This is a genomic window from Candidatus Dormiibacterota bacterium, assembly GCA_035536395.1.
In the GTDB taxonomy this organism is placed as follows: Bacteria; Patescibacteriota; Saccharimonadia; order UBA4664; family DATLOE01; genus DATLOE01.
Genome location: DATLOE010000009.1, coordinates 20,506 through 32,426, shown reverse-complemented (window position 1 = coordinate 32,426; position 11,921 = coordinate 20,506). Strand labels below are relative to the sequence as shown.

Here is an 11,921-nt window from a genome sequence, read left to right as displayed (position 1 = left end):
TAACCATCATAGGGCAGGGCGCAAAGCCGGGATTAAGAGTGCTTGTTCGCGGTAATTTAGTTTATAGCCTAGATTTTCAGTCAGGGGCGATGGGTAATGATTCAGGTCTGGCCATATCTGTAGCCGAGGGAGGAACTCAACCACCAAGTGGCTTTAATGCCTGGGGTAACTTTGAATGGAGCAGGGAAAAAGAACAAGCCGTATTTAAAATGCATGACTTAAGTATATTCACTATGGGTAGCTCACATGAAGAACTGACTGCCCAGGAGTTTACTGAGCTTCTGTGGAATAAAATAGTCGATATCGTTGAGGAGAAATACTCATGAGCCAGATAGACTATAGCGCCATCGAGCAATATAGCGCACTCAGCCAACTACCAGCTACTGACCAAATACTGGCGCAGCGAAACTTGCTACTCCCAAGCTCCGAAAGTTTTGCCCTGAACCCGCAGTCTGAACTACTAATCAATCCTAGTTACCCTGAAGAGGAATCAAAAATTCCTCTTGCGCTTATCTCGGTGGTGCCAAGTCAACCTAAAGACAATCTCGTTCCCCTCCATGACGAAAATGCTCAAGCATGGATAGAGCGACACTCAAGAGGAGTGAACCCCCTGCCCAGGTCAGAGATAATCTGGATGCACGAAAAACAACTCATACAAAATGGGGTTCTTTATCCACGTATCTCAGGTAGTGGAGAAAATATGAATCATTACCGTCAATATCATGTATTCCAAACAAATGGCTATATAGAATGGGGTTTATCAGGAGACATAACCTACCTCACACGAAGCAATAAACCAGTCTTAATGCTTAGGCATATCATGATTCGTATCTGGCTAACACTTAATTTAGCCGATCAATACTATCAAAACTTTCAATACGCGGAAGATGCTTTAATTATTCTATCACTGAGAAATGTTAAGAGCTTTGCTCTTGGTGGGTTTGGTGGAGGGCCTGACGGCAATCACAAATGGGTGGAACCGTACGATATCCTTAACAGCAAAGCATCACTTAACAAATTTGCTCATAATTTACAGATAAAGCGCACGGTGTCAAAAGAAACAAAAATTGATGAGATTGTTTTTAGTATTGCCAAAGATATTTCACATGCTTTCGGTGAAGATACGGCTAAGTGTTATAAGCATGATGGTTCGTTTGCCTTAGAAGGATTGTTGTGATGAAGACGGTTTTGCGTGGAGATAGACCATGGACAGCGTAAATATTGGATTAAGTTTTTGGCAGATAATTGGCATTATTTTTGCTGCAGCCATATCAATTATTGCTGTTAAGATTACGCTTAGTTTTGATTTTAATAAATATTTGGAACGAAAAGACAAGAAGTTAGCACAAAAGCTCAAGAATGCCTGTACCCACATGGAGATGACTCCATCAGCTAATAACCAATTTCAACTTAAGTCATTATTCGAATCTCCATCTGGTACGTTGCAGTGGCAATGTCAACGCTGCGGAGGAGTCAGAAACCACAATAACGACTACGAAGAGCGTGCGCAGTACTATGCAGATAATCCTGATAAATATATTGAGCAAAATAAGAAGTTTCAAAAACTTCTAAAGAAAAGCGGGATGATATAAATGAAGACGGTTTTGCTTGATTATGCGAAAGTTAAAGAGTTTGTCTCTAGAGCCAGTAGAGAAGTTGAGTTTAAAGATACATTTTTATTAGAAAAGACCGTTAGTGAGTGGACTATAGCACATAGGTTAGCTGTATATTTAGAAAAATACTTTCCGGAATACAACATTGACTGTGAATATAACCGCATGCAAGGTTCGCAAAGCTCTGTATACGCGATAACTGATCATGTGCCCAAGCAACTACATGGTAAAAAGAGAAGACCGGATATTATTGTTCATCATCGCGGGCATAACAGCGATAACCTTTTAGTTATCGCATTAAAGTGGAGAGCTCGAGGTGATGATCATTCTGATTTGAAAGCAATGCGTGATGAGCTGGATTACAAATATCTCTGCCAGGTCGTTATAGAAAATGATGGTCTAAAGCTGGAGTGGCTATGATGAAGACGGTTTTGCTTGGTGAAATCTGTGAAGCTATAACCAGTGGTGGGACACCGCAAACCTCAAATCCCAAATTTTGGGGAGGGGGCATACCCTGGCTTAACTCCGGGGAGACTCGTCAAAGGTATATCTATAAAACTGAAAAAACTATTACCGAAGAAGGTGTTCGCAATTCAAGCACCAGAAAGGCATTGCGAGGAAGTACTGTTATTGCTTCGGCAGGCCAAGGAAAAACCAGAGGCCAAGCATCATATTTAATGAACGACACTTACATTAATCAATCAATAATAGAATTGAGACCAAATTCAAAATTTGTAGATGATAAATTCTTATTTTATGTCATTTCATCTATGTATGAGAGGTTGAGAGCCTTGTCTGATAATGAAAGTATTCGAGGGAGTCTCACAACAAAAATTTTCTCAAACTTGAAAATCATCGCACCTTCCCTGGAAGAGCAAAAGAAAATAAGTGACTTTCTTTTCGAAATAGACCAAAAAGTGCAGTCGAATCGGCAGATGAATCAGACGTTGGAGAAAATCGGTCAAGTGTTATTTAAACATTACTTCATTGACAACCCAGAAGCCAAAACCTGGCCCAAAAAATCCCTTGATGAGATTGCCGGATTTTTGAACGGAGCTGCTATGCAAAAATTTCCTGCAGACAATTCCGTAAATAGTCTGCCCGTAATAAAAATTCGCGAAATGTCCACTGGAATAACCGACAGCACCGACCGCGCCACAACTGACATACCAGAAAAATACTTGGTTAACGACGAGGACATGCTTTTTTCATGGTCCGGCACACTTATTGTAAAAATATGGACCGATGGCGATGGAGCGCTTAATCAACATTTATTCAAAGTTACCTCTGAAATATATCCGCAATGGTTTTATTATCTATGGACGAAACGCCATTTGAAGAGATTTATTGATACAGCGGCCGGAAAAGCAACAACAATGGGACATATCCAACGTCACCATCTAAAAGAAGCCAAGGTGTCGGTACCAAGTGAAGCAGAATTGCGAGCATTGGATGCAATATTTAGACCACTTCATGAACTTCAGATTAAGAATTCGATTCAGACACGAGGTCTTTCTAATCTTCGCGATTCGCTTTTGCCTCGATTAATCTCCGGAAAGATAAAAGTATGAACCCTAAGCCACCATACGAAAGAGTCGAAAAGGACTTGGCCACAAAAACCGTTTATCATTACGTCGATGAGCGAAATAAATTAAATATTAAATCGAAAGAAGTTTTCAAAAAGACAAACAGAGTCGTCTTCTATCCTTTCGGTCGAAATGGAAAGCCGAAGTATGAAGATGTAAAAAGAATTGTTTTTGTAGGTATGCCCGACAAGCTACCGAGGGGGTTTTCCTCTTGGTCGCGAGGATATGGTTTTACCAAAACATTATCGAGATTAGTGAAGCCGCTGAGCAAAAAGAATAAAGATTACGAAATAATTATTGGACCCAAGATAACAAACAAAATATCAGGGGGTAGGGTCGAAATTAACTCAAAACAGTTAGATTTAGAGTTTCCGAAATTTTCATCTTTAATTGAAAGTCACAACAAGGAATTAGACGCTCAAGCAGTTGATTCTCTTGGCAGACTGTATCCGGGAGATTTTAAGCCACCTGTAAATAGATACAAAGAAGATATGCTGAGCAGATTTGTAGTAAGGAGTGGTATTAAAGCAACAGACCTTTCCAGGAAAGACGTTAATGCATTACTTGAACTGACCAGGGATACAGATCAAGATGAACTACTTTCAAATGAAGGGGCAGTGCTCCAGGCCCGGGAAAGAATTGAGAAGTTTTATATTGAAAATGTAATCGAGGAGTTTGAGAAAATATCACTGCAGAAAAATGAGAGTCAAAGCCTCGAAGAGAGATGGCAAAAATTCTTTAAAAGATATAATTGGATATTTTCACAATTATTTTCAAGTGCAGTACTATTTTTTGAAGACAAAGCGTACGTTGGCGGTAAATCTATAGACAATAAAGACGGGAAAGTGGCCGACTTTGTTTATAAGAATTCTCTAACTGACAACGTTGCAATAATTGAAATAAAAACACATAACACACCCCTGCTCAAGAAGCACGCCTATCGAGGTGAGGATGTTTTTGCGATCAGTAAAGAGTTAAGCGGCGCAATCAACCAGGTGCTAGACCAAAGGGATAATCTTCAGAAAGAGTACTATGAGCTTAATAAAAAGGCTGATAAAGAATTTGAAACCTACAACTCAAAATGTTTGATTGTCGCAGGTAGCGTGAAGGGTAAGAACAAGCAAAATAAAAAGGCATTTGAACTACAGAGATCGAACAGTAAAGATGTAGAGGTTGTAACGTTTGATGAAATTCTTATGAAGCTCAAAGGATTAAAAAAGATCATTACAGGCAGGGATAAATGAACGAAGATAAGATTGAGAAATCGATGATGGATATTCTGGGTGAACTTGGCTGGGAGACTTTGCATGGGCCGGACATTGAACCAGACAGAGCCAATGAAAGGGAGTATACTGATGCGGTTCTAGGCCGCAGGCTTAAAGAAGCAGTCGCTAGAATAAACGCCAACATCGCTGCTAATTCTCGCGAAGAAGCCATTAAAAAAATTATTCGCAGTAAAGAACCAACACTGCTGCTAGATAATAGAGATTTTCACGAGTTGCTAGTTAATGGTGTAGATGTGGAGGTTCGTGATAAAGATGGTGAAATCCGTACCGATAAGGTTTGGCTCTTTGACTTTGAAAACCCTGATAACAATGAGTTTGTAGCAGTTAATCAGCTCACCGTAAAGCAGGGTGATCATCACCGCCGGCCAGACATTGTGCTATTTGTAAACGGATTACCGCTAGTGGTCATTGAGCTAAAAAATGTAGCAGACGCTAAGGCAGATACCAAAAAGGCGTATCGACAGATTCAAACCTACAAAGATGAAATTCCAGCCCTCTTTAGATTCAATGAGCTATGCATAATTAGCGACGGCATAGACACTGGTGTAGGCACAATAAACTCGAACCTTGAGCGCTTTATGCCCTGGAAGACAATCGATGGGGAAAAAGAAGCAGGAAACGTGCCCATGCTAGAAGTCGCACTTCGTGGCATGTGCGCCAAAGACCGGCTGCTGGACATCTGCCGGAACTACATTGTGTTTGAACGCTCGGACAGTAGCTTTGTAAAAAAAGTGGCGGCTTACCACCAATACTGGGCGGTGCAAAAAGCCGTAGCGAGCACCACCAAAGCTACTAAGCCAGAAGCTGACCACCGGGCTGGAGTGGTATGGCATACGCAAGGCTCTGGCAAATCGCTCTCTATGGTGTTTTACGCCGGCAAGCTGGCGATGGCGGCGGAGCTAAAGAATCCGACTATTGTAATCGTAACCGATAGAAATGACCTGGATGGCCAGCTATTTGATACTTTTGCAGCCTGCCAAGACATATTGCGCCAAGAACCAGTACAAGCACATACACGTAAGGAATTACGCAAACTGCTAAACCGAGAGTCTGGCGGCGTGATCTTTACGACAATTCAAAAGTTTGCGCCGGGCGAAGACAATGACAAGATGCCGGTCCTAAGTGATCGGAACAACATCATCGTGATTGCCGACGAGGCTCACCGCAGTCAGTACGGGTTAAAGGCACGCATTCGCCAGAGCGATGCGCAGCTAGTGTATGGCTATGCTAAATACATGCGTGACGGGCTGCCATCTGCTAGCTATATTGGCTTTACCGGCACCCCTCTTGAAAGAGACGATAGATCCACACCTGCGGTATTTGGTGATTACGTAGACATCTATGATATCCAGCAAGCCGTAGAAGATAAAGCCACTGTGCCAATTTATTATGAAAGCCGCCTAATTGACCTGGGAATGGATGAGTCTACCAAACACTGGCTGGATACTGAGATAGAAGGCTTGCTGGAGGGAGAAGAGGTATCACGCCAAGATCAGCTGAAGGCTGAATGGACCCAAAAAGAAGCAATTGTAGGTAACAATGAACGCTTGCAGTTAGTAGCCGAAGATATCGTAAGACATTTTGAGGAGCGGCTGAGCGCAATCGATGGCAAAGCTATGATTGTGAACATGAGTAGGCGGATTGCAGCTGACTTGTATGAAAAAATTGTAGCCTTAAGGCCGGAATGGCATAACGACTCTGATAATAAAGGCTTCATTAAGGCCGTAATGACTGGCTCTGCCTCTGACGATCAAGCCCTGCAGCCGCACATCCGCAGTAAAGATAGGCTGCGCCTACTCGCTGCACGCATGAAGAACCCTGAATCGGATATGAAGTTGGTTATTGTATGCGACATGTGGCTAACGGGCTTCGACGTGCCCAATATGCATACAATGTACCTCGATAAGCCTCTGCAAGGCCACAACTTGATGCAGGCAATTGCTCGAGTAAACAGGGTATACCCAGGCAAAGATGGTGGCTTGGTGGTTGATTATCTAGGAGTCGCATCAGCCTTGCGTGAAGCTTTGGCCGACTATACCGCTGGCGGAGGTACAGGCACACCTACTATCGATCAGACTGAAGCGGTTGCGATAATGAAGCAGAAGTATGAAGTGGTGCGCGACTTATTCCATGGTTTTGACTACAAGCGCTACTTCAAGGCAAAGACCAACGAGCAATTACAGATCATCCTGGATGCTCAGGAGCATATTGCAGGGTTAGAAGATGGCCCTAAACGATTGAAGCGGCATGTGGTTGAACTTGGAAAAGCTTTTGGGCTGGCCATGCCACATGATGACGCCATTACAGTACGTGAAGAGGTAGCGTTCTTCCAGGCCGTCAACGCGCGGCTTGAGAAGGTTGGGGACCCACGCGGTGGCCCCTCTGACGAGGATTATCACTTGGCAATTCGTCAAATAGTAGATAAGGCCATTGCCCCAATAGGTGTAGTAGATATTTTTGCTGCGGCTGGACTCGAAAAGCCTGAACTTTCGATACTCTCAGATGAGTTTTTGGCAGAAATGCGTAGCATGGAGCGCAAGAACCTTGCTGCAATGACATTAAAGAAACTACTGGAAGATAAGATTAAGGTTCGATTTAAGCGCAATAAGGTTAAAATGGATAGCTTCTTTGAAATGCTAGAAGAAACATTAATGCGCTACAAAAGCGGCACAATTGAAGCAGCCCAGGTGGTAGAAGAGCTAATAGAGATTGCTAAAAAAGTACGCACAGAAATTGAGAGCGAAGAAAGCAGCGGGCTAGGAGAGACAGAAATAGCATTCTATGACGCGCTTATAGCACATGGTAATGCCCACGAGATAATGGGAGATGAAAAATTGCGCAATCTAGCCAAGCTTTTAGTAGAGCGTGTTCGTAAAAACGTATCTGTAGATTGGAGCTTAAGAGAGAGTGCGCAGGCTAGATTAAGAGTTGAAGTAAAGAAATTGCTCCGAGAATTTGGCTACCCGCCAGACAATCAGGCCATTGCAACAAAATTAGTACTTGAGCAAGCCAGCCTGTTCGGCGATGAGTTAGCGTAATTTAAGCTATTGCATACTTGCAAAATGGAGTATACTGGTGCGCAGTAGGTTTCTTGCATTAAGTGTCTCTCTTTAAAGGACGGGCAAGAAAGAATGGTCGTCCTACAGGAAACATTAAAGCAAGGAACGAATAAACAATGTCGAGCAGATTATTTGTAGGCAGCCTTTCGTGGGACACCACTGAAGAGCAGCTAAAAGAAGCGTTTGAAGCAGTTGTACCGGTAGAGTCGGTTAACGTTATTCGCGACCGCGCTACCAACCGATCCAAAGGATTCGGTTTCGTAGACGTAGCCAGCGAAGAAGACGCTAACAAAGCGATTGAAGCATTGAACGGCGCAGAAGTTGACGGTAGAAAATTGACCGTAAACATTGCCCGCCCAATGAAAGACCGCTAAAGTAGAAGTACAAACACAAAAATAAGGAAGCCCTCCGCAAGGAGGGTTTTCTTATTGGTCTATTACTAATTTTACAGATTGACTACAGGTAAATATTATCGTAAAGTAGGGCGATATTCGCACCTAAAAAACCTACTTTTGAAAGGTGAATAATGTCCCAGGGTTTTGTAGATTTCACTAACGCTTATCTACTGACCATCCAGGGGCATTATGCCTGCGAGATGGTGATTGCGGTAGAGTCGGTCGCAAGAGCCTCTTGTGGCGGCAGCGCCATAGAGAACATCATAGACTTCGGCGAAAGCAGGCTGCTGTTTACGCGAGAGACCAAGGCAATTACCGTGAGCGATGTACTGCCGGAGATACCAAGGAGACAAGACTACATCCACCGGCAGGTAGTTAGCGACAGCCTGGCCCAGATCACCCAACACTTTAAAGAGGTAATGCGCACTATCTACGGGCTGACAGCGATGAGCCCAGAAGAGATTGAGCGCAGGATAACAGACGACGTGGAGGGGTTCTTAACCAGCATCCACGAATGCGAAAAGGAATCGCTGAAGGCCGATAAGGCCCGTAAGATGCGAGAGGCCGCTCCGCTTAACTAAGCCTTGTGGCGCGACTACGTACCCCTGAAAGAGAAGCCCTCTTTCGGGGGCTTTTCTTATTTATCAGACCAATTTTATCAGATCAATTACCTGGTATAAACCTTGGCGGCAGGGGTAAAGGCGCTGACTTGTGCTGCAGTTTTACCCGGGAAGGCCTCAAACTTCAGCTTGCGCCCCTCTAACATCTGCACTAACACCACACCGGCCGCATGCGACTGCAGCTGCACGCGCGCACCCTTGGCCAGCGTCATCTGGCTCCACTGGCTGCCATCGGGCAGAACATAACGGCCCTGTACAAGCTCGTACTTTACTAGGCCGCTAGCCGGGCTGACGGTGGCCGGATCGGGAGCGTTACCTCTGGCATAAAACTGCTTGGCGTCCTTATCGTACAGCCCCATAGAAATCATAAAATGGCTCGGGTCGTAATGGTCGGGGGAGAACGATACCTCTATAGTCCAATCGTGCATGTCTTTCTGCGTCTTGCCCTCCTCGAACCAGCTGCCGCGCAGCTTGCCGTCTATATCGTAATCTATTTGGCCGCTGATGGGCGGAGCCGTACGGGCGTATTTGGCCAGCATCAGGGCTTTAAGCTCCGGGGTGTAGTAGTCGAGCGGGTCGGCGGTGTAGAGCTTCCACGGCTCGTTCTCATAACTGGCTGGGTTCACGAACCCTTTTAGAGGCTTCTGCGTATCCCACACCGCAAAGTCGAGTGTTTGCGAACCGATACGGCCGATCAGCTGACCAGCTTTAACTGGAATATCTACCTGGGCGTAATTGTCCCCGCGCCTGTTTTTCTCGAACTCGGCTTTGATCTCCGGTGTCAGACTGGTCACCAGATCGTAGTAGTACATAAAGGTACAGCTCTGGGTGAATACCAGCCGCCATTCATCGGTAATGCGGCTGCGGACGGTATCGTTATCGTTCCCGCCCTGCACTCTGTGCTGTATCTGCACCAAACGGGCATCGCCCATGGCATAAACCGGGTAGGCATCGCGAGGGGATTTATAATCGGCCGGGGAGAAGTACTGGTGGTCTATGGGAGTCACGTGGCCGCCCACCATCAGCCCGTAGGGAATAATGTGGCTGAAATCGGCCTGGTCCATAGCTGGTTTACTTAAGACGCCCGGCCCCTTACCGCTGCATTTGCCGGCAATCCTGCGGCCGGCCTGCTCGGCCTCACTGCCGCCAAATAGGCTCTTACCTCCGCCCCGGCCATCATGCCGATTGGCTAATATAAAACTGCCAATACCCGCCAACAACACAACAAGCACTATGGCCATAATGATTATTTTTCTCTTATGCCGAGCCCAAAAAGAGGGGAGCATAATCTTTTCTTCCATATCTAAATAATACCGCAATACGCTTATGTTTGCCATAAAGGCCAATTACTGGTAAAAATACCTAAACCTTACAGGGTGGAACCTGAACAACTAAAAAAGGAGCTCACATGAGCTTAGAAGCGCTATGCGCTATGGCCCTGCACAAAGGTGCGGGTGTGTCACTGCGTGAGGTAAAGCGCTCCGAGGCCTACCAGCGTGAGCTGGCTCGTGAGCGTACTCTGCACATTAAGCATCCGCTTGGCACGCATAGAGGGGGTGCACTGAGAGCCGAAGTATTCGGCCATTTGCTGAATGGGGTAGGCGAAAAAACCGCCCTACGGGCAATACGCAATCTGCCAGATTGCAAAACCCAACCGGGCGGCGAAGAAAGCGCCTTGATTACAGTCGTAGGCCAGCACCTAACCAATGCCGCCATTCAGCAGCTCCCAGACAATATCAAGGAAACGGCTGCCACGTTTGGCGACAAGAAAGCCGATGCCGACTTGCAGATATCCCTACTAAAGGGGCTGCTTTACCTCAGGGCCCAGCTGGGTTTGGACAAGCGAGAGGATCAGGAGAATGCTGAGGGTATTTTTCCTCCGGGGCTAGAGTGGCTTGGGTACCTGGAAGAGAAGCGAAAGATAGATCGCTTTTTGCCCTACAGATATCCCTCCTTAGCCGAAGACGAATTCCCAACCTGTCTCGGCATGAGCGCACTCTTAATGGGCTTTGCCAAGTTAACGGGAGCCCGTTATATGTTCTGCACGGTGTTGGAGGATAAAGCAGACGAGTTTTATCGTTACAAAGTGGCGGTACTTGAGGCGATATTGGCCGACCTAGACTTCTACCCCAAGAGCAGTGCAAAAACGATTCTCAGAAGAGCTCTTCTGCAGGGCTTAAAGGTTTCGCGGCGGCTAAACCAGCGCATATCGGACTGGCATCATGGCCTGGCCATTGAGCTGTGTGACGGACGTTGGGCTTACGTTGACCCCTACCAAAGCAGCTTCGGTGTGTTCGGCAGCGAATGGAATATACCGGAAATCGTCCGTTTGCAGAGTAAGTACGGTGAGGTTATCCCGGGGCTCGCGCTTACCGGCTATGACGGCGGACTGCGTAAGCAGTGGTATAGCCGGGAGTATAAGAAAGTACTAGAGGCTTTAAAGCAAGCCAGGAGTCTGCAGTATAATCTGGGCGATTCCGTGCAACGTTTTACAGATATGGATAACCAATTCGAGGAGTTGGTAAGCAGTCACCCTGAGTTTGATTTTCTTAACCGCTTGATACGTGACGCTCTCAAGGTGAGGAAGCTAGAGCCAACTGCAGCGGTGATCTTCAAACTGCTGTTTATGTACCAGCTGAGTAGTAAAAAAGCTAGCCGGCGCGGGCGAGAAGAAATGACTGCCCGATACCAGAGCTTTTGGGATAATCCGGCAGACAGAGAGGAAATGCTTTCAGAGCTGCTAGTGCAGTTCCACTACTATGCGTACTGGAGGGTAGCGGCCAGAAATGAATCTTACGCTGCTAAAAATTGTATTCAGCCGGCACTAGAATTCAGCCGGCCGGATCACGGCCTAGCGCTTGCAACGCTAAGTAATCTGAGCAGTTGGACCAACCAAAAGCTGCCTGCTACACTCCTAATGGAGCATAGCAATAGTCAAATGCTGTGGCACGAAGCTATGAGCCCGCTCCCTGAAATCTCAAAGCTCAGCGCGATAGATCGGGTGATAGTAAAAGACCTGGCCCTGCGCATGCAACGCTTGCCGGTCTTGCACAGAAGATGCCAAACCAAGCTAGCCACACTAGCTGAACTCAAGCAGAAAGTGAGGGGTAATGAGCAGGAAGAGCAAAAAGATAGAAAAGCTGATGGATGAAGGCACTGAGCTTTCCCAGATCATTCGGGAGAACCCAGATCTGATCGATGGTCTCGATGATTTGGTGCCAAAGCGCGTTAAGCGGCAAGCCGCCACCCAGCCGGCTCGTGGTAGCGGCCCCAGCCAGCGTACGCCCATGAAGATGGACGAGCTGGCCGGCTTGGCGCCCCGCTCGTAGCTGGGCCGTACTGGCCCAGTAAAGGCCCGGAGT

At 46.2% G+C, this 11,921-nt stretch carries 12 protein-coding genes; 11 read left to right on the top strand and 1 reads right to left on the bottom strand.

The window, feature by feature from the left end:
• From VNA68_01855 to VNA68_01815, 9 genes are all read left to right on the top strand, one after another.
• Window positions 1-326 (top strand): hypothetical protein (locus VNA68_01855; protein ID HVE80864.1); only part of this gene is annotated, 326 nt, incomplete at its 5' end.
• On the top strand, window positions 323-1,177 hold the full coding sequence (locus VNA68_01850; protein HVE80863.1) for a hypothetical protein: 855 nt from the start codon (window positions 323-325) through the stop codon (window positions 1,175-1,177). The genes VNA68_01855 and VNA68_01850, both read left to right, overlap by 4 nt.
• 28 nt (window positions 1,178-1,205) lie before the next feature.
• Entirely contained in the window at window positions 1,206-1,592 is a 387-nt protein-coding gene (locus tag VNA68_01845) for a hypothetical protein (protein HVE80862.1), read from the top strand.
• Window positions 1,593-2,033 (top strand): hypothetical protein, encoded by a 441-nt coding sequence (locus tag VNA68_01840; protein HVE80861.1) that lies wholly within the window; start codon window positions 1,593-1,595, stop codon window positions 2,031-2,033.
• Window positions 2,030-3,184: a restriction endonuclease subunit S gene (locus VNA68_01835; GenBank protein HVE80860.1), complete on the top strand. Its 1,155-nt coding sequence runs from the start codon at window positions 2,030-2,032 to the stop codon at window positions 3,182-3,184. The genes VNA68_01840 and VNA68_01835 overlap by 4 nt, the downstream gene beginning before the upstream one ends.
• Window positions 3,181-4,443 (top strand): Shedu immune nuclease family protein, encoded by a 1,263-nt coding sequence (locus VNA68_01830; GenBank protein ID HVE80859.1) that lies wholly within the window; start codon window positions 3,181-3,183, stop codon window positions 4,441-4,443. Before VNA68_01835 ends, VNA68_01830 begins: the two co-directional genes overlap by 4 nt.
• A complete protein-coding gene (locus VNA68_01825; protein ID HVE80858.1) occupies window positions 4,440-7,523 on the top strand; it encodes a type I restriction endonuclease subunit R in 3,084 nt (1,027 codons plus the stop codon). The genes VNA68_01830 and VNA68_01825 overlap by 4 nt, the downstream gene beginning before the upstream one ends.
• A 137-nt stretch (window positions 7,524-7,660) precedes the next feature.
• Entirely contained in the window at window positions 7,661-7,918 is a 258-nt protein-coding gene (locus VNA68_01820; protein ID HVE80857.1) for an RNA-binding protein, read from the top strand.
• A gap of 152 nt (window positions 7,919-8,070) precedes the next feature.
• Entirely contained in the window at window positions 8,071-8,520 is a 450-nt protein-coding gene (locus VNA68_01815; GenBank protein HVE80856.1) for a hypothetical protein, read from the top strand.
• Window positions 8,521-8,606: 86 nt separating this feature from the next.
• On the opposite strand, the gene VNA68_01810 is transcribed toward VNA68_01815, so the two are convergent.
• Window positions 8,607-9,860: a hypothetical protein gene (locus tag VNA68_01810; GenBank protein ID HVE80855.1), complete on the bottom strand. Its 1,254-nt coding sequence runs from the start codon at window positions 9,858-9,860 to the stop codon at window positions 8,607-8,609.
• Between the two features lie 107 nt (window positions 9,861-9,967).
• Between VNA68_01810 and VNA68_01805 the strand changes: the two genes are divergently transcribed.
• On the top strand, window positions 9,968-11,710 hold the full coding sequence (locus tag VNA68_01805; protein HVE80854.1) for a hypothetical protein: 1,743 nt from the start codon (window positions 9,968-9,970) through the stop codon (window positions 11,708-11,710).
• Window positions 11,670-11,888 (top strand): hypothetical protein, encoded by a 219-nt coding sequence (locus tag VNA68_01800; GenBank protein ID HVE80853.1) that lies wholly within the window; start codon window positions 11,670-11,672, stop codon window positions 11,886-11,888. The genes VNA68_01805 and VNA68_01800 overlap by 41 nt, the downstream gene beginning before the upstream one ends.
• Window positions 11,889-11,921 lie beyond the last annotated feature (33 nt).

Excerpts from the sequence above, each read along its gene's own strand:
- VNA68_01850 (HVE80863.1), top strand. The coding sequence starts at position 323 with ATGAGCCAGATAGACTATAGCGCCATCGAGCAATATAGCGCACTCAGC.
- VNA68_01845 (HVE80862.1), top strand. The coding sequence starts at position 1,206 with ATGGACAGCGTAAATATTGGATTAAGTTTTTGGCAGATAATTGGCATT.
- VNA68_01840 (HVE80861.1), top strand. The coding sequence starts at position 1,593 with ATGAAGACGGTTTTGCTTGATTATGCGAAAGTTAAAGAGTTTGTCTCT.
- VNA68_01835 (HVE80860.1), top strand. The coding sequence starts at position 2,030 with ATGATGAAGACGGTTTTGCTTGGTGAAATCTGTGAAGCTATAACCAGT.
- VNA68_01830 (HVE80859.1), top strand. The coding sequence starts at position 3,181 with ATGAACCCTAAGCCACCATACGAAAGAGTCGAAAAGGACTTGGCCACA.
- VNA68_01825 (HVE80858.1), top strand. The coding sequence starts at position 4,440 with ATGAACGAAGATAAGATTGAGAAATCGATGATGGATATTCTGGGTGAA.
- VNA68_01820 (HVE80857.1), top strand. The coding sequence starts at position 7,661 with ATGTCGAGCAGATTATTTGTAGGCAGCCTTTCGTGGGACACCACTGAA.
- VNA68_01815 (HVE80856.1), top strand. The coding sequence starts at position 8,071 with ATGTCCCAGGGTTTTGTAGATTTCACTAACGCTTATCTACTGACCATC.
- VNA68_01810 (HVE80855.1), bottom strand. The coding sequence starts at position 9,860 with ATGGAAGAAAAGATTATGCTCCCCTCTTTTTGGGCTCGGCATAAGAGA.
- VNA68_01805 (HVE80854.1), top strand. The coding sequence starts at position 9,968 with ATGAGCTTAGAAGCGCTATGCGCTATGGCCCTGCACAAAGGTGCGGGT.
- VNA68_01800 (HVE80853.1), top strand. The coding sequence starts at position 11,670 with ATGAGCAGGAAGAGCAAAAAGATAGAAAAGCTGATGGATGAAGGCACT.